This is a genomic window from Streptomyces sp. P9-2B-2 (genome assembly GCF_030406865.1).
GTDB classification, from domain to species: Bacteria; Actinomycetota; Actinomycetes; order Streptomycetales; family Streptomycetaceae; genus Streptomyces; species Streptomyces platensis.
In genome coordinates this window covers 7,122,730-7,146,091 of record NZ_CP129126.1, presented here as the reverse complement: position 1 = coordinate 7,146,091, position 23,362 = coordinate 7,122,730, and the positions used below count along the sequence as shown (strand labels likewise).

Here is a 23,362-nt window from a genome sequence, read left to right as displayed (position 1 = left end):
CACCCGAGCAAACAGACCCTCTGGATAGGCGGCGGGTCCCCCAGGCAGCCCTTGACGGCCACCCCGTGACGGGGCCGGGATCCGCCGCTGCCAGCTGTTCTGCTTCGGAAGGATCCCCGTGCTCGCCGGACCACGTCGCCACTCTGCCCGGTTGATACCCGCCCTGACCGCGGCTGCCGCGCTGCTGACCGCGTGCGGCGGCGGCGCCGATGCGTCGAAGGCCGACCAGCCGGCCACCAAGGTGACCGTCACCCCGGCCGCCGGAAAGACCCCGGCCAAGCTCGGCTCCCAGATATCCGTACGGGCCGACGGGGGCAAGCTCACCTCGGTCGAGGTCGAGAACGACAAGGGCGGCAAGGTCGCCGGAGAGCTCTCCGGCAACGGCGCGGCATGGAAGTCGGACGGCAAGGTCATGCCGGACACCATGTACACCGTGCGGACGAAGGCCAAGTCCGACGGGGGCAAGGAGTCCTCGGCCACCTCGAAGTTCACCACGGAGGAGGCCGGCAAGGTCAACAAGCTCACCAACACCCCGTCCGGCGGGCAGACCGTGGGCACCGGAATGCCGGTCTCGATCCTCTTCGACAACCCGATAGCCAAGGACCGGCAGGCCGAGATAGAGCGGGCGCTGAAGGTCACCACGCAGCCGAAGGTCGAGGGCTCCTGGGGCTGGGTCAAGGACTACTCCGGCAAGGACCGGATCGACTGGCGGCCCAAGGACTACTGGCCGTCCGGCACCAAGGTCTCCGTGAAGGGCGCGCTGTCCGGCCTCAACTCCGGTGACGGCGGCTGGTTCGCCCGGGACTACAACTTCGGCTTCACCATCGGCTCCGACCACAAGGCCGTCATCGACGTCCCCTCGCACACCCTGACGATGTACGAGAACGGCAAGAACGTCGGCAGCATCACCGGCTCCGCGGGCTCCCCGCAGGACCCGACCCGCGGCGGGGTGCACACCGTACGCAGCAAGAACGCGGCCGAGACCATGGACTCCGCCACCATCGGCCACGGCAGCGAGTGGATGCTGGACTCCAAGTGGGTCACCCACCTCACCGCGTCCGGGACGTTCCTGCACTCCGCCCCGTGGAACAAGCAGCTCGGCCAGGTCAACAACAGCCACGGCTGCTTCGGCATGAGCACCTCGGACGCCAAGCGGGCCTATGACTTCCTGACGATCGGCTCCACAGTCGAGGTGAAGGGCACCACCAACACCAACCAGACCGATGTCGGCAACGGCCTCGAGGTCTGGCAGGAGAGCTGGCAGCAGTGGCAGCAGCGCAGCGCGCTGAAGTGACCCGGCCTGCACTCCCGCGCTGAGCGCAACGGACGCCGCCGCCTGACTGTTCAGGCGGCGGCGTCCGTCGTAGGTGCGTCCGGTCAGCGGATCTCGCTCGCCGTACGGCGGTGGGTGGAGCGCCGGTCCTCGATCTCGGCCCAGCGGTCGCCGTAGACGTTCTCGACCACGCCCGGCTGCCGCAGGAAGTCGTGCGGGAAGCCCAGCGGCACCTCGCTGGTCCGGTCGAGCCGGTCCAGCGCGTCGGCGTCCAGGGTGACGTCGACGGCGCCGAGATTGTCGCGCAGCTGGCTCTCCTTGGTGGCGGCGACGATCGGAATGATGTTGCCGGGCCGGCTGCGCAGCCATGCCAGGGCCACCTGCGCGGGGCTCCAGCCGCCCTGCTCGGCGACCTCCAGCACCGCGGTGAGGGTCTCCTCCTCGCGGTGGTCCGGGGTGGCGCCGTCGTCCGCGGCGGCCAGCCGGCCGGTCTCCCCGCGGCGGTACTTGCCGGTGAGCTTGCCGGCCGCGAGCGGCGCCCAGGCCAGCACGGCCAGATCGAAGGCGCGGGCCTGCGGCAGCAGTTCCCGCTCCGGCGTCCGCTCCAGCAGGTTGTAGCGCAGCTGCGAGCCCGCGAACGCGGTCCAGCCGCGCAGCTCGGCAAGGGTGTTGGCCTGCGCGATCTCCCAGGCGGGCCAGTCGGACACGCCGATGTAGAGCACCTTGCCCGAGCGCACCAGGTCGTCGAGCGCCCGCATGACCTCCTCCACCGGCGTGAAGTTGTCCCGGGCGTGCACCCACAGCACATCGAGGTGGTCGGTGCGCAGCCGGTCCAGGCTCGCCTCCACCGACCGGACCAGGTTCTTGCGGTGGTTGCCCGCCGCGTTCACATCGCCCTTGTGGGTCGCGCAGGTGTACTTGCTCGCCAGGACGAAGCGGTCCCGGCGGCCTTCCAGCAGCTCCCCGAGGATCCGCTCGGAGGCGCCGCCGGTGTAGTTGTTCGCGGTGTCGATGAAGTTGCCGCCCGCGTCCGCGTAGGCGTCCAGGATCCGGCCGCTGGAGTCCTTGGCGCCGCCCGAGCCCCCGTCGTCGCCCATCGTCATGGCGCCGAGGCTCAGCTCACTCACCCGCAGACCGGTCCTGCCGAACAGTGTGTAGCGCACGAGGTTCCCTTCGTTCAGCGACAGCCGTTCAGCGACAGCTGTAGGTCGTGCGCCCACGCTAGGAGCTGGAGTGCGCTCCAGGGCAAGCCACGGCGCCGCGGGCGGGGCGCGGACGCCGTGCGGGCCGGGGCCGGCGCCCGTGGGCGTGCCGGTCCCGGCCCGTTGGTGGGCGGTTCAGCCCGTGATGATCGCCGGGTCGCTCACGCCCGGCTCCCCGGTCTCCACATGGCCGGCGAACCGGCGCAGGAAGGCGGGGTCGGTGTCGGAGGTGACCGACAGGTCGTACCAGCGCTTGCTGGCCCGCAGGTCGAGCGACTTCTTGACGGTGGCGCCCGCCCGGACCGGGTAGGTCTCGGCGGGGCCGCCGTAGGCCTGGGTGACGGTGAGGTGGCAGTCGCTGCTGCCGGGGTTGGTCAGGGTGAGTTCGACGCGGCCGGCCGTCTTGTCATGGCGGGCGGTCACCTCGGGCCCGGCCTTCTTGCCGTTGCCCTTGAAGGTGCGCAGGAAGCCGTTCGGGCCGTAGACGGACAGGTCGTAGACGTCCTTGGAGTAGGACGTGTTCCAGGTGTCGGAGATCTTCTTGCCGGCCTCCGTGGTGTACGTCCAGGGGCCGTCGGTGCGGTTGCCCCCGGTGACGGTGAAGCAGGCGCCGGCCTTGTCGCCGCTCTTGAAGGTGAGGGTGAAGCGGCCGGTGGAGGGCGTCGCGGAGCCGTCGACGAGCGGCTCGTACGGCAGCGGGCGGGCGGGGCGGGAGCCCGCCTCCTGCTTGGGCAGCACGGGGTTGGCGGGCGGCTTCGCCACAAGTCCCTTGTGACGCTCCTTGTCCGGCGGCTGGTAGCCGTCGGTGGCGGGGAGCGAGGCCGGCTTGGTGTTCTCCAGGCCGAAGTCGAAGGCGGAGGTCAGATCGCCGGAGATGGCGCGCCGCCAGGGCGAGATGTTCGGCTCGTGCGCGCCGAACCGGCGCTCCATGAACCGGATGATGGAGGTGTGGTCGAAGACCTCGGAGCAGACGTAGCCGCCGGTGCTCCAGGGGGAGACGACGAGCATCGGGACACGCTGGCCGAGGCCGTAGGGGCCGGCCGCGAATTTGGCGTCGCCGGAGAAGTGGTCGAGCGTGGTGTCCACGGTCGACTTGCCCTGGTCGGCGGAGGCCGGCGGGAAGGGCGGGGCGACGTGGTCGAAGTAGCCGTCGTTCTCGTCATAGGTGATGAACAGGGCGGTCTTGCTCCACACCTCGGGGTTGGAGGTGAGCGCGTCCAGCACCTGGGAGATGTACCAGGCGCCGTAGTTCGCGGGCCAGTTGGGGTGCTCGGTGAAGGCCTCGGGGGCGGCGATCCAGGAGACCTGGGGGAGCTTGTCGGCCTTCACGTCGGCCTTGAGCAGGTCGAAGTAGCCGTCGCCCTCCTTGGCGTTGGTGCCGGTGCGGGCCTTGTCGTAGAGCGGGTCGCCGGGCTTGGCGTTCCGGTACTGGTTGAAGAAGAGCAGCGAGTTGTCGCCGTAATTGCCGCGGTAGGCGTCCTCGATCCAGCCCCACTTGCCGTCCGCGTCCAGGCCGTCACCGATGTCCTGGTACATCTTCCAGGAGATCCCGGCCTTCTCCAGCCGCTCCGGGTACGTCGTCCAGCTGTACCCCAGCTCCGCGTTGTCGAGGACCGGGCCGCCGCCCGAGCCGTCGTTGCCGACGTGGCCCGAGTACATGTAGTAGCGGTTGGGGTCGGTGGCACCCATGAACGAGCAGTGGTACGAGTCGCAGACGGTGAACGCATCGGCGAGCGCGTAGTGGAACGGGATGTCCTTGCGGGTCAGGTGGGCCATCGTCCCGGCCGTCTTCGCAGGTATCCAGTTGTCGTACTTGCCGTTGTTCCAGGCCTTGTGGCCGCCCGCCCACTCGTGGTCGAGGCCCTCGATGAACTGCATGCCGAGGTCCTCGGCGTCCGGGTGGTAGGGCAGCACCTCTTTGTCGCCGTCCGGCTGGTGCCAGACGGACTTACCGCTGTCGAGGACGAGCGGGCGCGGGTCACCGAAGCCGCGTACGCCCTTCATCGAGCCGAAGTAGTGGTCGAAGGAACGGTTCTCCTGCATCAGGACGACGATGTGCTCGATGTCGTTGATGGATCCGGAGCGTCGCTTGGCGGGGATGGCTGCGGCACGGGCGATGCTGCTCGACAGGGCCGAGGCGCCCGCGGTGGCGCCGGCGATCTGGAGGAAACGCCGCCGATTCAATTCAGGCATGGGCTGGGGAACCTCTTCAGATGTGGGGGAGTTGGCGAAATGACGGTACTGGTGTGCGGTTGTGTGAGGCGTGGTGCGAAACCACGGTCAGCAGAGTGTTCCAAGAGGAACGAGTGCCAGGGAAGGGGGGGTGTCGCAGGTATGACACATCGCCGTACGCGCGACGAACTCCCTGGTCGGGGAGGTCGCACAGCCACCTGCGGGGCATTTCGAACAAGGGGGATCAATGGGACAGGGTGACGATCAGCGCGTGGCCGGGGACGACGGGACACCGCCTCCCGACGAGATCGCTGCGGGCAACGCCGAACAGGCCGAGGCCTGGAACGGGGACGACGGACGGTACTGGGTCCAGCACCGGGAAAAGCAGGAGGCGAGGTACCGCTGGCTCACTCCGCGGTTAATGGCGGCGGCCGGGATCCGGGCGGACAGCCGGGTGTTGGACATCGGATGCGGCAGCGGCGGTACGAGCCTGGAGGCGGCGCGGGCCGCAGCCGCCGGATCGGTGCTCGGCGTCGATGTGTCGGCGCCGATGCTGGCCGAAGCCCGGAAGCAGGCTGCGGGGTCCGGACTGCCGCAGGTCACCTTCGAGCGAGGGGACGCACAGGTCCATCGCTTCGAGGACGGCGCCTTCGACGTCGCGATCAGCCGTTTCGGGGTGATGTTCTTCGCCGATCCGGAGGCGGCATTCGGAAATATCGCCCGAGCGCTGCGTCCGGGCGGACAGTTGGCGTTCCTGTGCTGGCGGAGCCTGCGGGACAATGCCTATCTGACCGTGCCGATGGGCGCCATCGCCCCGTACGTGCAGCTGCCGGAGCTTGAGGTGCCGGGTGCTCCGGGCCCGTTTTCGCTCGCCGACGCCGACCGGATCAAGAAGCTGCTGGACGGCGCCGGATTCGACGAGATCACGATCGGCGCCGTCGACAAGCCGCTGTGGATGGGGACCGATCCGGACGACGTGGTGGCCTACCAGCTCGGTATGCCGGGGTCGCGGGCGATGCTCGCCGAGGCAAGTGCGGAAGCGCGGGCCAAGACAGTGACCGCGCTGCGGGATGCGCTGGCCGAATATCAGGGCCCCGACGGTGTCACGCTCGGCAGCGCGGCCTGGCTGGTGACGGCTCGCCGAAGATGACCGGCTCAACATCCCGGATCCGGCGGTAGGCCGGGCAGTGGCCACCCCACTCCTCGTGGACGGGGTGGCCACCGGGTCGCTCAGCCCATCGCCGGCGCCGGGGAGGCGGCCGGGGCCAGCCGTCCCGTGCGGTGCAGTCCGTAGAGGGCGGCACTACAGGCCAGGCCCAGGACCGGGAGGGCGATCCAGGGCAGGGCGGGCAGTCCGGCGGACCGGGAGGCGTCCAGTGCGGCGCCGGTGAGCAGATTCCCGAGGGTGATGCCGATACCGCAGATGGTGTTGTAGAGCCCGTAGTGGGTCGCCACCAGGCGGTTACCGGACAGCCGGACGATGGTGTCCATCTCGAACGGGTAGGTGATCATCGTGCCGAGGGCGAGCAGCAGCGCACAGAGCGCGGGCGGCACGGCCGCGAGGGCCCAGCGGCCGGGGCCTTCGGCCGGCACCGGCAGCGCCGTGGCGGCCAGCAGCGGGACGAACGCCAGGCCCATGGTCAGCAGCCCCCGGGCGAGGGCGCGGCCCGCGGTCATCCGGGCCTTGCACCAGCGGGTCACCCTGGTCTGGCCCAGGATGGTGCTCAGCCCGGACACCGCGAACAGCCCGGCCACCGCCGCGGTGCCGAACTCCCCGTCGCCGCCCAGCCGTCGCACCTCCAGCGGCAGCGCCAGATAGACCTGGAACGACAGCACATAGGAGCCGATCATGGCGCCGGAGAACAGCAGGAACGGGCGGTTGGCCAGCACGCCCCGCCACGGGGACGGCTGACCGGCCTCGCGGCGGCCGCCCCCGTCGGGTGCGGACTCGTCCCCGCGGGCCGGCAGCGCGCGGATCTGCACCAGGCTCAGCAGCGCGAAGATCCCGGCCGCGACCAGGCAGGTGACCCGGAAGTTGACGCCGGTGAGCACCATCCCCACCAGCGGGCCGAGCAGGATGCCCGCCTGGTAGAAGACGTTGAACAGCGCGAACGCCTCCAGCCGCCGGTCGCCCGCCGCGGCGGCCAGATAGGCCCGGACCGCCGGGTTGAACAGCGCGCCGGCCAGTCCGGTGGCCGCGGACGCCGCCAGCAGCGCGGACAGTGAGTCCACCAGCCCGAGCGTCGCGAAACCGAGCGTCCGCAGCACACAACCGGCCACGATCAGCGGCTTGTAGCCGAACCGGTCGGCCAGTGCGCCGCCGACCAGGAACATCCCCTGCTGGCTGAAGTTACGGACCCCAAGCACCAGTCCGACCAGCCAGCCCGCCAGGCCGAGCGTCCCGGACAGATGCGCCGCCAGATACGGCATCAGCATGTAGAAGCCGAGGTTGATGGTGAACTGATTGACCATCAGCAGCCGGGCGCTGCGCTCGTAGGAACGGAACTGGGTGAGCATGCCGGTCACCGGGCCTCCCCCGCGCCCTGGGCGGACGCCTCGCCGGGGTGGTCCGCCGGGGTCTCGCCGGGGCGGTCCGCCGTGCCGGACGGGCCGAGCGGATCGACGACCCGGGCGCACCGGCTCCAGGCGGTGACCTCCCGCTCCCCCAGCCGGCTCAGGGTCTGCGGCCCGTCGGCCGGCGGGGCGTCGAGCAAGTGGTGGTCGGCACAGTACTGGTCGTCGTACACCGTGCTCAGATAGCGCTGCGGTCCGTCGGGGAAGACGGCCGCGATACGGGTGCCGGCCGGCTCGGTCCGGCTCAGCCAGCCGGCGACCAGCGCGACCGCGCCGACGCTCCAGCCGCCGGTGGCATAGTGCGAGGACGCCAGCGTCCGGCAGGCCCAGACCGCCTCGGCGGGGGCGACCCAGTGCACCTCGCTGAACTGGTCGTAGGCGACATTGCGCGGATAGATGCTCGATCCGAGCCCGCGCATCAGCCGGGGACGGGCGGGCTGTCCGAAGATGGTCGAGCCGATGGTGTCGACGCCGACGAGCCGCAGCTGCGGGTAGAGCTGGCGCAGCACCCGGGACACCCCGGCGGAGTGCCCGCCGGTGCCCACACTGCACACCAGGACGTCGATATGCCCCAGCTGGGAGGCGAGTTCGAGGGCGAGCGGCAGATAGGCGGTGGTGTTGTCGGGGTTGTTGTACTGGTCCGGGCACCACGCGCCGGGGTGCGCCGCGAGCAGCGCGCGCACCCGGTCGCGGCGGGCCTGCTGCCAGCCGCCGGTGGGATGCGGCTCGGCGACGATCTCGACCTGGGCGCCGTACGCGGTCAGCAGCCGGGTCATCGAGGACTCCAGACCGGGGTCGGTGACCAGGCTGACCGGGTGGCCGTAGACCATGCCGGCGAGTGCCAGGCCGAGGCCGAGGGTGCCGCTGGTGGATTCGATGATCCGGGCGCCGGGCCGCAACTCACCGCGGGCCCGGGCGCGTTCGACCATGTGGAGTCCGGGCCGGTCCTTGATGCCACCCGGGTTGCGGCCTTCGAGCTTGGCCCAGAAGCCGCGGCCGGGCGGGGTGAGCGGCTCGGAAATGTGCAGGACGGGGGTGTTGCCGACCAGGCCGGGGATGCCGGAGGCGGGAGCCGGGCCGGGTGTCGGGGAGGCGGGGGAAACGGGAGAGACGGAGCGGGCCGCCGTGGGCAGAGAGTGCATGATTCGCTCTCGTTCGGTGGTGGGGATATACGGGCGCTCAGCTCGCGCCGGCCGGGGTGGCCGGACGCGACGGCGGGCTCCTATATCCGGCACCGGCACAGGGCGGCGAGGGTGGCCCGGCCGCCGCGGGCCGGTCTGAACCGCCCGGCCCCGCTCCCCGCCGCCGGGGGCCGTCCCGCCGCGAGGCGCACGGCCCCCGCGAGGACGGCGGGCACCGCGGCGCCCCCCGCCCCGGCGGCCGGGCGGCCCTGCGGGAGATGACCGGACGGGCCGGGCACACACGTGGAGTCGTGGTGCCCGGCGTCCGTCCCGCCGGTCACCTGGGTGGGCACTTGAGCGGGCGCGGCGGCCACGGGCGCGGACCGGCCCGACGAGACCGCCACCGGAGCAGGCGCAGGGTGATGGCCCTTGGCACCGTCGGCGCACGGAAGCACCACGGCCAGCAGCCCGGCTACCAGGAGCAGGAGGACGGCGGGTCGGCGCCGGTATAAGCGGGCGTCCCTCAGGAGACGGGCACCACTCAGTGAGCGGGAACCACTACGGAAGCGGGCGCCGTCACGAGGGCGGGCGCCACTACGGGAGCGACCACCGCTATGGGAGCGGCCGCCACCACGGAAGAGAGGACGGAACAGAAGGCACAACGGAACGCGGAACGGCACAGGGCCTCCGGGAGACTGCCGCCGCGCCGGAGCGGAACACGCGGGCGGGCAGGCGGCATCGGCAGGGGAGCGATCCGGAATCGGCCGGAATCTAGACCTGCTGCACCACGGAAGCTGTTGCGCTGCGCAAGGGTGGAAGGGCGGCACGGGCGCCCGCGGACGCACCGGACCGGTCCGGTGCCGGTGGCTGCCAGGCACAGTCCGCCGAGGGAGTGGGGCACGGCAGCGTCGGGGCGGCGCCCTGCTGCGGCAGGCCCGACACACACAGCTCGTCGGAGTGGTGCTCGGGGTGCCCTGGGTGCTCCGGCAGCTCACAGTGACCGCTGTGTTCGGGGGCGAGCCAGGCGCCGGAGTCCGCGGTGGCGGCTGCCGCCACCGGTACGGCGTTCACGAGATGGCCCTCGGCGCTCTCCGCCCGTGCCCCGTGGGCGACCAGCACACTGATCAGCACGGCGGCCAGCCACAGCACATGAAACGGAACCGCTGAACCGCGGTTCCGCATCCCGCTGTTGGCCGGCCCGCGGGCCGTCCTGACCGTTGCCATACCGCGATCGTAACCGCGGCGGCCGGCCGTCGCCGGTAACCCCGCGCCCGCAGGCGCATATCAGTCATCGGGCGAGGCGCGACAGCGGTGGGTGTCAGCACCTCGCCCCTTCGTTGACGGTCCTTCGTTGGCGATGCTTCGTTGACGGCGCTTCGTTGGCGGGGTGTCAGACCAGCGACGCCTCGGACGAGGCCGCCGGGGTCTCGGCGGCGGTCTCGGCGACGGCTTGCCGCACGGGCTCGACGAGCGGCTCGACCGGTACGGGCGGCGGCACCGCCGGCCGGCCCTTCGCGTCGGGCACGCTGCGCAGCGGGGTGCGGCTGGTCAACGGCGACTTGCGGGCCGCCTCGACCCGGCGGGTGAACCAGATGACCTTGCCGTCCGGGGTGCCGCAGGTGCCCCAACTGTCGCTCAGTGCCGCCACTCCGGAGAGCAGGCCGCCGCCCGCGCTGAGCAGTTTCGGCAGGCGCGGCCCCTGGTCGGCGACGGAGGCCGTGAGGTGCCGGCCGGTCCAGCGGAGTTCGACGACGCACGGCGCGTCCGGGCCGATATGGCGATGGACGTTGGTCAGGAGTTCCGCCACTCCCCGGCACACGGGCGGGATATGCAGCTCCAGATCCCAGTACCGCAGGTGCGCGGCCAGAATCCGCTGGATCTGCGGCACGCGCTCCGCCGAAGCATGCAGTTCGACCGTGTAGTGCCGGTCGCCGGGAAGTGTCATGTCGTGGCTCCTCACCGCGAGGCTCACGCCCTTCACCTCGTTGGACCAACGAACCCCGAAACACGAAGAGTGAGCATTAATCACGTATGGGTCATTTGTCATGGTGGCCCCGCATGGCGGGTTCCGCAACTGATCTTGGTTTAGCGGAGTCCGCCGGCCCGGCCCTCACCCGGTCGGTCCAACAGCCGCGGCAGAACCTTGTCCGGGGTGAGCGGGAGGTCGCGGAACCGGACTCCGGTGGCGTGCCGGACGGCGTTGGCGAGGGCCGCCGCGGTGCCGACGATGCCGATCTCCCCGATGCCCTTGCTGCCCATGGGGTTGAGGTGGGGATCCTCCTCCTCCAGCCAGTGCGCCTCGATCAGCGGCACGTCGGCGCAGGCCGGGACGTGGTACGAGGCCAGATCGCACTCGGCGAAGTCACCGAACGCGGGATCCAGCACGCTGCCCTCCATGAGCGCCATCCCCAGCCCCATGGTCATGCCGCCGATGAACTGGGAACGCGCCGTACGGGAGTTGAGGATGCGGCCGGCCGCGTAGACGCCCAGCAGCCGCCGCGTCCGGACCTCTCCGGTGACGGTGTCGACCTGGACCTCGGCAAAGGTGGCGCCGAAGGCGTGCCGGGCGTACGGGGACCCCTCCGCCGTCTCCCGGCGGGTGTCGGCGGCGGCCGTCAGCCCGTCGGCCGGGAGCGGTCCGACGTGGTCCCGCAGCCGGTGCCGCAGCGCCGTACAGGCCTTGTGGACGGCCCAGCCCCAGGACGCGGTGCCCGCGGAACCGCCGGCCAGCATCGCGGGCGGCAGATCGCTGCTGCCGATCTCGATCCGGATCCGCTCCTCGGGCACCGCCAGTACACCGGCGGCGAGCTGCGCGAGCACGGTGCGGGCGCCGGTGCCGATGTCGGTGGCGTTCACCCGGATGCGGTAGCTGCCATCGGTGGCGGCGTGCGCCTCGGCGGAGGAGGCGGCGATGTAGACCGGGTAGGTGGCGGACGCGACGCCGGTGCCCAGCAGCAGATCGCCCTCGCGGCGGACTCCGGGCCGGCGGTCCCGGGGCAGCCAGCCGAAGCGCTCCGCGCCCTCCCGCAGACAGCCGACCAGTTGGCGGCTGCTGAAGGCGCGGTCGCTGTCCGGCTCGGTGTCCGGCTCGTTGCGCATCCGCAGGTCGACGGGGTCGATGTCCAGGAGGACGGCGAGTTCGTCGACGGCCGACTCCAGGGCGTACATCCCGGGGGCCTCGCCCGGCGCGCGCATCCAGGAGGGCGTCGGTACGTCGAGCGGGACGACGCGGTGCACGGTGCGGCTGTTCGGCGAGGTGTACATGACGCGCCCCGGGACCGCGGCCTGCTCGACGAACTCCATGACGGTGGAGGTGTGGGTGGCGGCCTCATGGGCGAGGGCGGTGAGGACGCCGTCGTCGCCCGCGCCGAGGCGCAGCCGCTGGACGGTGGGTGCGCGATGGCCGACGACCGCCGGCAGCTGCCGGCGCGGCAGGGACAGTTTGACCGGGTGCCCGGTTTGGCGGGCGGCCATCACGGCCAGGACGACCTGGGGGCGGGGCGTCCCCTTGGCGCCGAAGCCGCCGCCGACGTGCTCGGAGATGACGGTGACCTCGCTCCGGTCGAGCCGGAACAGCGCGGCGAGGTCCTCACAGACCCGGGTGGCGCCCTGGCTGGAGTCGTGGACGGTCAGATGGCCGTCGCTCCACCAGGCGGTGGAGGCGTGCGGCTCCATGGGGTGGTTGTGCAGCGGCGGCACGGTGTACGTGGCGTCGAGGGTGACGGGGGCGGCGGCGAACGCCCCCTCGAAGTCGCCGCGTTCGCGGGTCCCCGGATAGCCGCCGTTGGCGGTCTCCGCGTCGTACATCCGGGGATGACCGGCGGTCAGCAGGACGTCGTGCGCGGCGGTTTCGTAGCGGACGCGGACCACCCCGGCGGCGGCGCGGGCGGTTTCGAGGCTGTCGGCGACGGCGAGGGCGACGTACCAGCCGCGGTGCGGGACCCGGTCGTCCTGGAGCACCCACAGCGTCGGCTCGGCGGCAGCCGCGAGGCGGGGCGCGTTCTCGTGCGTCAGCACCGTGTACACCCCCGGCAGGGCGAGCGCCGCCGCGGTGTCCACGGCGGTCACCCGGCCGCGGGCGACGGTCGCAGGCACCGGCCAGGCGTAGGCGCAGCCCGGCGGGGTGTGTTCGGCCGCGTACCGGGCGGTGCCGGTGACCTTCTCCCGGCCTTCCCGGCGGACGAGCGGGGCGCCCAGGGGGTACGGGAGGGGGCCGAGCGGGAACGAGTCGGGGCTCATGGCGCGCGTCCTTGGATCGGGGGCTGGGGCGGAGGGGGCAGGGGCGTCCTGGTGGTCGTGGTGTGGTCAGTGGTCGTCGTCGGGGGCGGCCAGTCCGGCCAGTACGCCGACGGCCAGATTGCGGGCGAGGGTGACCTTGAAGCCGTTGTCGCGCAGCGGCCGGGCGGCGCCGAGTTCGGCGTCGGCGGCGCGGGCGAAGGTGTCCTCGGTGGCGGGCGCACCGCGCAGCACCTCTTCGGCGGCACGGGCACGCCACGGCCGGTGCGCGAGCCCGCCGAACGCGAGCGCCGCGTGCCGTACGGTGCCGTCCCGCACCTCCAGTACGGCGGCGACGGAGGCCAGGGCGAAGGCGTACGAGGCGCGGTCGCGGGCCTTGCGGTAGCGCGAGCGGGTGCCGGGGGCGGCCGGTGGGAGCCGGACGGCGGTGATCAGTTCGCCGGGCAGGATCTCGGTGTCCCGCTCCGGGCTGTCACCGGGCAGCCGGTGGAAGTCGGTCACCGGCACGGTGCGCTCCCCGCCGGGGCCGTGCAGCAGCACCTCGGCATCGAGGGCGGCCAGCGCCACCGCCATGTCCGACGGCTGGGTGGCGACGCAGTGGTCGGAGTGGCCCAGTACGGCGAGATCGCGGTGCACCCCTTCGCGGGCCGGGCAGCCGGTGCCCGGGGCGCGCTTGTTACAGGGCTTGCTGATGTCCTGGAAGTACAGGCACCGGGTGCGCTGCAGCAGATTGCCGCCCGTGGTCGCGATGTTCCGCAGCTGCCCCGAGGCACCGGCCAGCAGCGCCTGCGACAGGACCGGGTAGCGGTCGCGGACGGCGGCCGCCGCGGCGAGATCGCTGTTGCGGACCAGCGCGCCGACCCGCAGTCCGCCGTCCGGCAGCTCCTCGATCCGGTCGAGCGGCAGCCGGGTGACGTCGATGAGCAGCCGCGGCGTCTCCACGCCCAGCTTCATCAGGTCGACGAGGTTGGTGCCGCCGCCGAGAAAACGGGCGCCGGGCTGCCCGGCCGCGGCCCGTACGGCCTCCTCCACGCTGGTCGCCCGCAGATACCCGAACGGTTTCACCGCGCCGCCTCCTGGCCGCCGGCCCCGCCGCTGACGTCCCGGACCGCTTCGACGATCCGCGGATAGGCGCCGCAGCGGCACAGGTTGCCGCTCATCCGCTCGCGGATCTCGTCGTCGGTGAGCTCGACCGGGGTGCCGGGGTCCGCGGTGGGCGGGGTGACGTGAGACGGAAAGCCGGCCGCCACCTCGGCCAGAGCCCCGACGGCCGAACAGATCTGGCCGGGGGTGCAGTAGCCGCACTGGAGGGCGTCCCGCTCCAGGAAGGCCTGCTGAAGGGGGTGCAGCCGCTCCTCCTCGGCGAGGCCCTCGACCGTGGTGATCCGCCGCCCGTCCTGTGCCACCGCCGGCAGCAGACAGCTGTTGGCGCGCCGCCCGTCGACGAGCACCGTGCACGCGCCGCACTGGCCGTGGTCGCAGCCCTTCTTGGCACCGGTCAGACCGAGGCGTTCACGGAGCAGGTCCAGAAGCGTGGTGCGGTGGTCCACGGTCAGCGTCTGCGTCACCCCGTTGATGTGCAGCACCAGCGAGGACTGGTGACCGTCCGCCGACGGCGCTCCGCCGGGCTCCGGCGGATGAGGGTTGGACTCCACTCGCTCATGCCTTTCCGATCCGGGCCGCGGGGGCGGCCGCCGTGCGCCTGGGCCATGTCCTGCGCCGTGACCGTGGTGGCCTCGCCGCCTCGGAAGCGCCTGCGACCGCTAACGGGTCTCCAGCCGCAGCTCGACTTCCTTCTCCTGGTCACCGGCGGCCGTCCCGAGGACATGGACGGCGAACGCGGACTCCAGGCCCTTGCGCAGCTGGTCGACCGCCCAGTAGCCGCCCTGGAGGCTGACCATGACGGGCGCGGTCAGCCGGCGCGGCTCGGCCGCGGCCTTGCGCTCACTCACGTCGAAGGTCGAGGTCCACACGGTCGAACCCGCTCCGGCCACCTCCTCGGGCACATCGTCCGCCGCCCGGTCGGAGCTGAAGGTGGTGCGCAGCGCGCTGAAGACGGCGTGCGCGTCCTGCGTCGCGCAGCTCTCCAGCTCCACCATCACCTCGGCCGATACATGTTTCGCATGTGACGCCTGATCCGCGCTGTTCACTGTGGGACCTTCCGTTGTGGGCCTTCCTCCGGGGGCTGAACGCTTCCAGGCTCGCCCGGCGGCCCGGTGTGTGCGACCGGAGGCACGAACGAGTGGTTTGAACGGGCGGCACCGGCATGCCACCCGATCGGGAGATTACGCTGTGTAGTCAGCGCAAGCGTTCTGTGATCGGAGCGGTCTCAGGCGCAGTGCTCGGCCCTCGCAGCAGCCATCGCCGACCCCAGCCAGAGGAGCCCTCGTTGACCAGTGCCACGATCGACCAGAAAGCCACCGGCTACACCGTCCGCCATGCGCTCTGTATGGCGCGCGCCTCCGAGCTCGCCTACCAGGACGAGCAGACCATCGAAGCCACCGCCCGGGAATGGGGCTTCGACCGGGTGCGCCACCACCACACCACGTTCCGCCCGCCGTTCCCGCTGGAGGACACCCAGGCTTACACCTTCGGCGGGCACAGCATGATCATCACCAGCTTCCGGGGCATCGAGCCGGTGAAACTGCGCGACTGGCTGTCCGACGCCACCACGCCGCCGTGGCCCGGTCCCGGCGGCAAGGGCTATGTCCACTACGGCTTCGGGGAGGCGCTGGAGTCCGTCTGGCCGCAGGTCCGCGCCGCCATCGACGCGTTCCGCGACAACCGCCAGACCGTGTGGTTCACCGGCCACAGCCTCGGCGGGGCACTGGCGATGCTGGCCGGCGCGCGGCTGCATTTCGAGGAGCCGCATGTGACAGCCAACGGTGTCTACACCTTCGGCCAGCCCCGCACCTGCGACCGGCAGCTGTCCAAGGAGTTCAACACAGCCTTCTCCGACCGCATGTACCGCTTCGTCAACAACAACGACATCGTGCCGCAGCTCCCCCCGGAGCCCGCCTTCCACCACGTCTCCGCACTGCGCTACATCGACGCGAAGGGCGCCCTCCACCACACCATGCCGCTGCTCAGCGGCCTGGTCGACCGCGCCCAGGGCCTCACCGCCGACCTGCTCGCACCCGCCTCCGACGGCGTCCGGGACCACTTCATGGCCGCGTACGTCAACGCCTTGGAGAAGAACCAGAACTGATCGGTGGGGGTGGCAGGTGGGTGCCGGCTGGCGGGCAGCGGGGCGGGCGGGACCGGACGGGGCGGGCGGCGGTCCGGGCGGGGCCGGCCGCCGTCCCATACCGGCCGGCCACCGCCCTGGTTGACCGGTCGTCTCCCGTCCTGGGGCCGCCGCTTCCCCGGTCAGACCGGCTGGGTGAGGTTGACCGCGTTGCCGTCCGGGTCCTGGATATGGGCGACCCGCTGCCCCCAGGGCATGTCGTTGGCCTGGCCCCGCACCGTTCCGCCGAGCGGCCCGACCCGGTCCAGAAGCGCATCGACGTCCTGGACGCCGATGCTGAGCAGGATCCGGGTCGGGGTGCCGGTCTCGACGTTCTGGTCCGTCACGATGCCCAGCTCCGAGCCGCCGACCCGCAGCCCGACGAAGAAGGCCGGGCCCTCCTCGGGCACCCGGGTGAACTCCTCGGCGCCGACCAGCTCACGGTAGAAGGCCTGGAGTCGGTCGAGGTCAGGGGTGACGATGATCGGCTGGACGGTGGCGGGGGTGGGGGCGGCGGGTGAGGTGGCAGACATGGCGTCCTCCGGGGGTGTGGTCTGTGTGGTCGGTGAGGTAGACCGCGCCCGGCCTGCCGATTCATCGGTCGGGGTGGGAGGAATGCGTCGGCGTCCGGCGTGATGAAAGGTACGCCGGGCGGGCGTCATGTGCCCGGGCGGGCGTCACGTGCCCGCGCCGCCGCCTCGGTCGTCGTCATCGGCACGCTCTCCATCCCCCTCGCCCCACGCTCTCCCCCGCCGTCACGACGGCCATGGCACGAGCCAGGCAGCCGACGGCTCGTCGCCCCCGGCGGAATCCAGCCACGCGCCAGCCCTCCCCGGACCGCTCGCCGCGCCCCTCCCCCGCCGATGCCGGGCCCGGACCCACCGGTCACCAGTCGCCCACGTATCGCCGCTGAGCTGCCGAAACGGTCCCGGCGCCGCATCCGCCGTGCCGCGCGTGCCCCCGGCCGACGGCTCGCCAGGCCTCCCCGCGCCCCCGGACACGCGCCGCTGAGCCGTCCGGCCGCACATCGTTGCCACGGGCATCGACCTGGACGGATCATCCGTACGGAACGCCGTACGCACGTACGGAGGCACGGGATGACCGCACCGGGACGACGCGAGGAGACCACCGTGGAGCCAGCCACCGTCAGCGGCCACTGCGCACCGGAATTCGCCGGCGTACGGGACGCGTTCGAGCGGAACTTCAGCGAGCACGGCGATGTCGGCGCGGCGGTCTCGGTGACGGTGGACGGCGAGGCGGTGGTGGACCTGTGGGGCGGCCACGCGGACGCGGCCGGGACCCGCCCCTGGGAGCGCGAAACGCTGGTCAATGTCTACTCGACGTCCAAGGGAATGACCGCACTGTGTGCCCATCTCCTCGTGGACCGGGGCGAGTTGAACCTCGATGCGCCGGTGAGCCGCTACTGGCCCGAGTTCGGGCAGGCCGGCAAGGAGGACATACCGGTGCGCTGGCTGCTCAGCCACCGGGCCGGTCTGATCGCGCCCCGTGAGCCGCTGCCCGCCGGGCACGCGTACGACTGGGACCGGGTGTGCACCGTCCTTGCGGCCACCCCGCCGTGGTGGGAACCGGGCACCGCGCAGGGCTATCACGCGGTGACCTTCGGATATCTCGTGGGCGAGGTCGTACGGCGGATCACCGGGCAGTCCCTCGGCGCGTTCCTGCGCAGCGAGATCACCGGGCCGCTGGGGGCTCGGGTGTTCATCGGCACCCCTGCCGAGGAGCACGCCCGCTGCGCCGACATGGTCGGGCAGCTCGACGAGGCGCGTCTCGCCGAGCAGTTCCCCGGTGCGCCGAGGCCGCCGTTCCGGTCGCTCGCCGACCATCCGCTGGCCGTCGTGATGCTGGCGCTGACGTATATCCCCACCGGCGATGTCAACAGTGCCGCCTACCGGTCGGCCGAGATCCCGGCGGGCAACGCCCATGCCGGTGCGCACGGGCTGGCCACGGTCTACGGCGCGCTGGCGGCCGGCACGCTCGTGCGGCGCGGCACCCTGGAGGCGATGCGCCGGTCGCAGAGCCGGCCGGGTGAGCGTGATCTGACGATCGATGCGCTCGCGCCGGCGGGGTACGAACACCGCTGGGGACTGGGCTACATGCTCAACCACCAGGGCCAGGCGGGTCCCAATCCACGGGCGTTCGGACACGGTGGCGCGGGCGGCTCCTTCGCCTTCGCCGATCCGGAGAACCGGCTGTCGTACGCGTACACCATGAACAAGTACGGCGGTGGCACGACGGGCCAGGACCCGCGCAACGCCGGGCTGGTCAGGGCGGTGTACCGGGCATTGGGACAGAACCGGAGCTGAGACCGGGCCTGCCTGCCAGGCCTGGGCACCGGGCCCGGGTTCTGTCTCTCCGCTCATGGCCGGAGGGACAGAACCCAGTAGTACAAGGCCACGCCGTCGGCAGGGTTGCTCATCGGCCAGTGGCGAGGCCGTTGAGCAGATGGCCGAGCTCCGTCGGGGCCTGGAGGTGGGCCAAGTGCCCCTGACCGGTGAGTACATGGACTTCGGCACGGGTCGCACGGGTGACGCGCTGCCGGACGTCATCGAACGACGTGCCGTAGGGGGCCGTTCCCTGATTGCACTGGCCGACGATCAGGTCGACGCGGTCCGCCCGGCGTGCCAACTCGTCCGGTGGCGCTGCCGCGTTGAGCGCGGCGAGTTCGGCGTGCGCCGGTCTACTCAGACGCTGCAAGTCCGCCCACGCTTGGGGGTCGGCCCGCAGGGTCTCGATCTGCGCCGCATCGAGGCCGGCGATCTGCCGGTTCACGATCTCGACGGTGGCGTCCCAGTCCGCCTTGCCTTCGGCGGCCTTCAGGTCCGGCAGTACGTGACTGCCGAACGGCCGTATCACCGGCTCGTAGGCGATCACCTGGCGCAGTGCGCGGTCGTTGGCGGCCAATAGCGCGATCAGGCCGCCGTAGCTCCAGCCGAAGAGTGCCTGCGGGCCCGCGCACTCGTCGAGGATCAGGCCGAGGTCCTCGACCTCCGTACGCAGCGAGTAGCCGTCGGTCAGCGGCCCCGAGGGGGCGCGGCCCCGGCGGTTGACGACCGTCACCGACGGCCAGGCGTCGACGGCGGTCGCGACATGACGCCACGCGTGTGCGTCGCTCATGGCGCCCGGGACGACGACGAGACCGGGAGCGTCCGGGTCCCCGTACACATCGGCCGTGACCCAACTGCCCCCGCCGACCGACCACTTCTTCTGATTCTGAAACGTTTGCTCCATAAAGTGATTATGGAGCAAACGCTCTACAATGCAAGGGTGTCCCAACCAACCCGTGGACGACCACGAGCCTTCGACCGCGACCGCGCGATCCTCGAAGCCGCCCGCCTCTTCTGGCGGCGCGGCTACTCCGGGACCTCGACCCGCGACCTCACCGCGGCCCTCGGGCTCTCGACCTCCAGCCTCTACGCCGCCTTCGGCAGCAAGGCCGGGCTGTTCGAGGAAGCGGTGCGGACCTACGCCGAGCGCTACCGGGAGATCTACCGGCAGGCCGTCGCCGAGAAGGATCTCCGGACCGTCATCGACCGCCTCCTCATCGACTCGGTCGACGAGTTCACCCGGCCCAATGACGTTCATCCAGGCTGCCTTCTCAGCAGCGCCGCGATGACCGACAGCACGAGCACGCTCGACACCAGTGCCCACTACGCCGAACTGCACGGCTGGAACGAGCGGGCCCTCCGCACGCGCATCGAGCGAGCGGGGAAGGACGGACAACTCGTCGCCGGGACCGACGCAGCGGCCCTGACCGGACTCGTGCAATCCGTCGTGCACGGATTGTCCGTGCGTGCCAATCTCGGCACGACCCGCGAGGACCTGCTGACGACGGCGCAGCTCGCGCACGAGCTGCTCTGCCGACAGCTCACCTCGCCGACAGCCTGACCTCTGGCCTCTACCCCCTGGCAACTGGGTTCCGTCCCTCCTGATCATGATCGGAGAGGCAGGACCCAGTGCGTCGGCGGTTCGTCAGTCTCAGCAGGCCCCTCGCGGCGACTGCCGGGCCCCGATACCTACATCGCGCCTGGTCACGAGCCCCCCGACGACCTCTCCGCGGCCCGGAAATCTGCGCCCGCCATCCCCGTGGCCGAGCGCGATAATGGGAGGTGCGGCATGCATCCGGTCCTGGCGGGAGCGCCGTGGCCCGGGGAAAGGGTGTGGTGATCATGGAACGGGACACCGAGACGGTTCACGAGGCGTATGCGTTCGTCTGTCTGCACTGCGGACACGGCTGGGAAGAGGAGTACGAGATCCGGCACACCACGGATCTGGCCGGCCACCGGCGCGCCGACTACTTCACCCGGGGCGTCCGTGTCGCCTCCCCGCTCACCCGCGCCGACTGCCCCTCCTGCAACCGCGGCCCGATCCGGATCCTGCGCCCCGGCCGGGTGAACTCGACCCGCCCCTACCTCGCCTGATCCCCCTTCCGCGATGCCCTGACATAGCGTCACCAGCCGGTGTAGAGAAGGTGGTTGAGCAGGAGTGCGAGTACCGCCTGGGCGGTCAGCCAGGCCCGCTGACGGGTCGCGGGCAGCAGGGCGCAGGCGGCGGGCAGCCAGGCGGCGAACGGGAGCCAGATCCGTTCGGTCTCCGCCTTGCTCATCCCGGAGAGGTCGGCGACGAGCAGGGCGAGCAGCGCGGCCAGTACGAGGAAGACCAGCCGGTCGGCGGGGTCCCGGAGCGGCCCGGCGGACGGGCGGAGGCCGCGCCCGGCGGTGCGGGCCGCCGCGAGGGTGCGGCGCAGCGCGGCCACCGTCGCGGGCCCGATGATCAGGACGGTGCAGGCGAGATTGCCCCATACCCAGTAGGCGTACGGGCGGACCGCTGCGGCGCCCTGGTAGTAGCGCTCGACCAGCAGGAGGTACCCCTCCCACCAGGAGAAACCGGCCAGGGTGAAGGCGACGGCGACGGCTGCGGCGCCGGCCGCCACGAGGGGCAGCGGGCGGGCGGTCCGGGTGAGCCACAGCACCGCGGCGGCGATCAGCGCGATCAGGGTGAGCCCGTAGGAGAGATAGCAGGTCAGGCCGAAGAGGAGCCCGGAGGCCAGGGCGGCGGCGGCCGGATGGAGGGTGCGGCGGGTGGCGGCGAGGGCGAGCAGCGCCAGCGACCAGGCGGCGACGGCCGCGAAATAGCCGTCCGCCGAGGTGCCCACCCAGACCGCCGACGGGACCAGCACGAGGAACGGGGCGGCCCGGCGGGCGAGCGGCTCACCGGCGAGCGCCCGCACCGCGATCAGCACCGCGGCCACGGCGGACGTGCCGACGATCAGACACCAGAGGCCGGCCCAGCCGCCCCCGCCCAGACCGATACGGTCCAGACCGACGAAGGTGAGCACGGCGGCCGGCGGATGCCCGGCGACATGGGCGGGCCAGTGGTCCGGCGCGTTGTTGAGGATGTGGTGGGTGAAGTCGCGCAGCGCCGGCCCGAGGTCGTCGAAGCGGTCGATGACGGTCAGGTACTCGTAGGCGGTGGTGAGCCGGCCGGCTATGCCCGTCCGCCAGCCGTCGATCATCGCCAGCGCCCCGGTCCAGGCCAGGGAGCCCGCCCAGCCCAGGACGACGAGGCGCCGCCAGGGCAACCGGGCGGCGAGCGGCGGCCCGTGGACGATCACGAGGATGGCGATCACGACCGCGGCGGGGGTACCGGGCCCCAGATGCGGGGACCACGAGGCGTACAGCGGGGGCCAGTTGACATGCAGGCTGCCGTTGGCGCGCTCGATGACGGTACCGACGACGACGGCGGCCACCACGAGCAGCGCACCGGCCGCGGCGGCCATCAGATCGAGGCGGCGCCCGGCGCGTTCTTCCGAGGTCACACGGGGGGTTGCACAGGAGGTCACGCCCGCACGTTAGGCGCCGGCGGGCGGCAACGGGCGGCTGGCGGCCGGGGCGTCATCGATCCGTCAGATTTGGCGGACGGATCGATGGCGCACCGGCACACCGGGTCCCGTCTTTCCCCTCAGTCGAGGCAGAACCAGAACTCCCCGACCCGGCAGAGTGCGGCTACCTCGGGCTGATCGTGACCCGGTAGGTGGCTCCGGCCCGGCCGTGGGTGCGTACGGTGATGGTTTGGTCGTGGTCGTGCCAACTGGCCTTGATACCTTGGATGTTGATGCGGTAGCCGTGTGGGTAGGTGTCCCTGGGCACGGTGATCCGGGTGGGGCCCTCGGCGTTGTCGCGGGTGCGGAAGGTGAGGGTGTAGGTGCGGGTGGCCGGGGCGTACGTGAAGTTGAGCGGGTCGCCTGCGACGGCTGGTGCGTATGGCTGGACGAGTAGCTGGGCGTTGGGCTTCGGGGCGCCTGTCTGGTCGAGGAAGCAGTAGCCGCCGCCCCGGCACCACTGCCACCACGTCCAGCCGCTGGAGAAGCGGTCCATGGAGGCCGTCATGTCGGTGACGAACTGGCTTGCGTGCGGCACGTAGGGGTTGCCGCCCCACTCCCCCACGATCACCGGCATGCGGTGACGGGTCGGGTAGTCGCTGATCGCGGCCTCGAAGGCGGGGACGAAAGTGCCGTTGGGGTCGTAGTCGGCGCCGGTTTCCATCGCGGTCTCGTAGAAGTGCGGGGCGTAACCGGCGTGCGGGTCGTCGATGTGGCCCATCCGGGTCGGGACGCCGAGGCCGACGATGACGGTGGGTTCGACGAATACCCATGACCGGTGGTCGACCAGGCGGATCGCCCGGGCAAGGCGGTTCCACAGCTCGGTGAGTTCGGTGGCCTCGAAGCGGGCCGCGGCGGCGGGGAGGTCTTCGCCTTCGAGAAACTTCGCGAACGGCTCGTTCATCAGGTCGTAGCCGAGCAGCGCCGGGTGCCTGCCCAGGGCGGCGGCGACCGTCAGCCACATGCGGGCGTGCGCGGCGCGGAAGTCGGCGTCCTTGTACAGGTGGTCGAAGGCGGTCTGTACGGAGGGCTCGAAGTACTCGGAGAACCAGTCGTCGGGTATCGGCTCGAACGGCAGCCCCTCATCGCGGGTGGCCCAGTCGGGGATGCCGCGGGAGCCGAAGTGGGGTCCGTATACGTCCTGGTGGGCGTCGAGGATGACCTTGATGTGGTAGCGGTCGGCCCAGTCGAGGATGCGGCGCATCTTCGTGAGGTAGCCGCGGTCGTAGTGCCCGGGGGTGGGTTCGAGGTCGTCCCAGAAGAACGCGAGGCGCGCGAGGTTGAAGCCCCGGGCGGCCATGTTTTTGAGGTCGCTCTCGTGGATGTCGGCGAACGCGTGGGTGCCTCGGCTGTTCTTGTCGGCGAGGTTGAAGCCGCGCCACTGGAGCGCGCGGCCCCGGCCGTCGGTGATGAAGGTGCGGTCACCGACCGTGACCCGGTCAGGGGCGCGGTCGGGGGCGCGGTCGGGGTGGGCCTGGGCCTGCGCGGGGAGGACGCCGAGCAGGAGCGCGGCCACGGCGAGGGCGGTGGGGGCGACGCGGGAGGTCAGGCGCATCCAGGAGACCCTTTCGAGGGTGGCTGCTTGGGCGGCGTGCTGCCGGCCGGCCGGATGCTACTGGCGGGTGCGTCAAGTTCCCAGGGATGCGCGGGGGTTGGCCG

Annotated in this window: 20 protein-coding genes; 6 read left to right on the top strand and 14 right to left on the bottom strand. The window is 71.7% G+C overall.

Features of this window, described 5'->3' with window-relative positions:
* The first annotated feature begins 151 nt into the window (after positions 1-151).
* Complete coding sequence (locus QT196_RS31380; RefSeq protein WP_290356142.1) at positions 152-1,294, top strand: Ig-like domain-containing protein; 1,143 nt, start codon at positions 152-154, stop codon at positions 1,292-1,294.
* A gap of 83 nt (positions 1,295-1,377) precedes the next feature.
* Here QT196_RS31380 and QT196_RS31375 read toward each other — a convergent pair whose 3' ends face one another.
* Positions 1,378-2,436, bottom strand: a complete 1,059-nt coding sequence (locus QT196_RS31375) for an aldo/keto reductase (protein ID WP_168482080.1) — start codon at positions 2,434-2,436, stop codon at positions 1,378-1,380.
* Between the two features lie 174 nt (positions 2,437-2,610).
* Positions 2,611-4,668 (bottom strand): phosphocholine-specific phospholipase C, encoded by a 2,058-nt coding sequence (locus QT196_RS31370; protein WP_266731865.1) that lies wholly within the window; start codon positions 4,666-4,668, stop codon positions 2,611-2,613.
* 226 nt (positions 4,669-4,894) lie between these two features.
* Between QT196_RS31370 and QT196_RS31365 the strand changes: the two genes are divergently transcribed.
* Positions 4,895-5,797 (top strand): class I SAM-dependent methyltransferase, encoded by a 903-nt coding sequence (locus tag QT196_RS31365; RefSeq protein ID WP_290356141.1) that lies wholly within the window; start codon positions 4,895-4,897, stop codon positions 5,795-5,797.
* Between the two features lie 80 nt (positions 5,798-5,877).
* Here the strand turns inward: QT196_RS31365 and QT196_RS31360 are convergent, their stop codons facing one another.
* From QT196_RS31360 to QT196_RS31325, 8 genes are all read right to left on the bottom strand, one after another.
* A complete protein-coding gene (locus QT196_RS31360) occupies positions 5,878-7,173 on the bottom strand; it encodes an MFS transporter (protein WP_168482075.1) in 1,296 nt (431 codons plus the stop codon).
* The gene (locus tag QT196_RS31355; RefSeq protein WP_290356140.1) at positions 7,170-8,363 is read right to left on the bottom strand and encodes a PLP-dependent cysteine synthase family protein; all 1,194 of its coding nucleotides are present in this window, start codon (positions 8,361-8,363) and stop codon (positions 7,170-7,172) included. Before QT196_RS31355 ends, QT196_RS31360 begins: the two co-directional genes overlap by 4 nt.
* 750 nt (positions 8,364-9,113) lie before the next feature.
* Positions 9,114-9,566, bottom strand: a complete 453-nt coding sequence (locus tag QT196_RS31350) for a hypothetical protein (protein ID WP_290356139.1) — start codon at positions 9,564-9,566, stop codon at positions 9,114-9,116.
* A 166-nt stretch (positions 9,567-9,732) separates the two neighbouring features.
* Complete coding sequence (locus QT196_RS31345) at positions 9,733-10,287, bottom strand: ATP-binding protein (protein ID WP_168482070.1); 555 nt, start codon at positions 10,285-10,287, stop codon at positions 9,733-9,735.
* A 140-nt stretch (positions 10,288-10,427) separates the two neighbouring features.
* On the bottom strand, positions 10,428-12,581 hold the full coding sequence (locus QT196_RS31340; RefSeq protein ID WP_290356138.1) for a xanthine dehydrogenase family protein molybdopterin-binding subunit: 2,154 nt from the start codon (positions 12,579-12,581) through the stop codon (positions 10,428-10,430).
* 66 nt (positions 12,582-12,647) lie between these two features.
* Positions 12,648-13,643, bottom strand: coding sequence for a xanthine dehydrogenase family protein subunit M (locus QT196_RS31335; protein ID WP_168482067.1), 996 nt, complete (start codon positions 13,641-13,643; stop codon positions 12,648-12,650).
* Positions 13,640-14,233 (bottom strand): 2Fe-2S iron-sulfur cluster-binding protein, encoded by a 594-nt coding sequence (locus QT196_RS31330; protein WP_168482064.1) that lies wholly within the window; start codon positions 14,231-14,233, stop codon positions 13,640-13,642. Before QT196_RS31330 ends, QT196_RS31335 begins: the two co-directional genes overlap by 4 nt.
* A 108-nt stretch (positions 14,234-14,341) precedes the next feature.
* The gene (locus QT196_RS31325) at positions 14,342-14,728 is read right to left on the bottom strand and encodes a hypothetical protein (RefSeq protein ID WP_168482062.1); all 387 of its coding nucleotides are present in this window, start codon (positions 14,726-14,728) and stop codon (positions 14,342-14,344) included.
* A 239-nt stretch (positions 14,729-14,967) separates the two neighbouring features.
* Between QT196_RS31325 and QT196_RS31320 the strand changes: the two genes are divergently transcribed.
* A complete protein-coding gene (locus tag QT196_RS31320; protein ID WP_266731856.1) occupies positions 14,968-15,786 on the top strand; it encodes a lipase family protein in 819 nt (272 codons plus the stop codon).
* A gap of 161 nt (positions 15,787-15,947) precedes the next feature.
* Here QT196_RS31320 and QT196_RS31315 read toward each other — a convergent pair whose 3' ends face one another.
* On the bottom strand, positions 15,948-16,337 hold the full coding sequence (locus QT196_RS31315) for a VOC family protein (protein ID WP_266731854.1): 390 nt from the start codon (positions 16,335-16,337) through the stop codon (positions 15,948-15,950).
* 597 nt (positions 16,338-16,934) lie between these two features.
* On the opposite strand from QT196_RS31315, the gene QT196_RS31310 reads away from it, so the two are divergent.
* Positions 16,935-18,128: a serine hydrolase domain-containing protein gene (locus tag QT196_RS31310; protein ID WP_168484102.1), complete on the top strand. Its 1,194-nt coding sequence runs from the start codon at positions 16,935-16,937 to the stop codon at positions 18,126-18,128.
* A 109-nt stretch (positions 18,129-18,237) separates the two neighbouring features.
* Here QT196_RS31310 and QT196_RS31305 read toward each other — a convergent pair whose 3' ends face one another.
* The gene (locus QT196_RS31305; protein ID WP_266731852.1) at positions 18,238-19,053 is read right to left on the bottom strand and encodes an alpha/beta hydrolase; all 816 of its coding nucleotides are present in this window, start codon (positions 19,051-19,053) and stop codon (positions 18,238-18,240) included.
* Positions 19,054-19,089: 36 nt separating this feature from the next.
* Here QT196_RS31305 and QT196_RS31300 point away from each other — a divergent pair, with 36 nt between their 5' ends.
* Together QT196_RS31300 and QT196_RS31295 are read left to right on the top strand one after the other, a co-directional pair.
* Positions 19,090-19,710, top strand: coding sequence for a TetR/AcrR family transcriptional regulator (locus QT196_RS31300; protein ID WP_168482053.1), 621 nt, complete (start codon positions 19,090-19,092; stop codon positions 19,708-19,710).
* Between the two features lie 281 nt (positions 19,711-19,991).
* A complete protein-coding gene (locus tag QT196_RS31295; protein WP_042160019.1) occupies positions 19,992-20,243 on the top strand; it encodes a hypothetical protein in 252 nt (83 codons plus the stop codon).
* 29 nt (positions 20,244-20,272) lie between these two features.
* On the opposite strand, the gene QT196_RS31290 is transcribed toward QT196_RS31295, so the two are convergent.
* Both QT196_RS31290 and QT196_RS31285 read right to left on the bottom strand, forming a co-directional pair.
* Positions 20,273-21,601, bottom strand: a complete 1,329-nt coding sequence (locus tag QT196_RS31290; protein ID WP_290356761.1) for a hypothetical protein — start codon at positions 21,599-21,601, stop codon at positions 20,273-20,275.
* 226 nt (positions 21,602-21,827) lie between these two features.
* Positions 21,828-23,258 (bottom strand): cellulase family glycosylhydrolase, encoded by a 1,431-nt coding sequence (locus tag QT196_RS31285; protein ID WP_290356136.1) that lies wholly within the window; start codon positions 23,256-23,258, stop codon positions 21,828-21,830.
* Positions 23,259-23,362: the final 104 nt, after the last annotated feature.

Excerpts from the sequence above, each read along its gene's own strand:
- QT196_RS31370 (WP_266731865.1), bottom strand. The coding sequence starts at position 4,668 with ATGCCTGAATTGAATCGGCGGCGTTTCCTCCAGATCGCCGGCGCCACC.
- QT196_RS31365 (WP_290356141.1), top strand. The coding sequence starts at position 4,895 with ATGGGACAGGGTGACGATCAGCGCGTGGCCGGGGACGACGGGACACCG.
- QT196_RS31355 (WP_290356140.1), bottom strand. The coding sequence starts at position 8,363 with ATGCACTCTCTGCCCACGGCGGCCCGCTCCGTCTCTCCCGTTTCCCCC.
- QT196_RS31350 (WP_290356139.1), bottom strand. The coding sequence starts at position 9,566 with ATGGCAACGGTCAGGACGGCCCGCGGGCCGGCCAACAGCGGGATGCGG.
- QT196_RS31345 (WP_168482070.1), bottom strand. The coding sequence starts at position 10,287 with ATGACACTTCCCGGCGACCGGCACTACACGGTCGAACTGCATGCTTCG.
- QT196_RS31340 (WP_290356138.1), bottom strand. The coding sequence starts at position 12,581 with ATGAGCCCCGACTCGTTCCCGCTCGGCCCCCTCCCGTACCCCCTGGGC.
- QT196_RS31315 (WP_266731854.1), bottom strand. The coding sequence starts at position 16,337 with ATGTCTGCCACCTCACCCGCCGCCCCCACCCCCGCCACCGTCCAGCCG.
- QT196_RS31305 (WP_266731852.1), bottom strand. The coding sequence starts at position 19,053 with ATGGAGCAAACGTTTCAGAATCAGAAGAAGTGGTCGGTCGGCGGGGGC.
- QT196_RS31295 (WP_042160019.1), top strand. The coding sequence starts at position 19,992 with ATGGAACGGGACACCGAGACGGTTCACGAGGCGTATGCGTTCGTCTGT.
- QT196_RS31290 (WP_290356761.1), bottom strand. The coding sequence starts at position 21,601 with ATGGCCGCCGCGGCCGGTGCGCTGCTCGTGGTGGCCGCCGTCGTCGTC.
- QT196_RS31285 (WP_290356136.1), bottom strand. The coding sequence starts at position 23,258 with ATGCGCCTGACCTCCCGCGTCGCCCCCACCGCCCTCGCCGTGGCCGCG.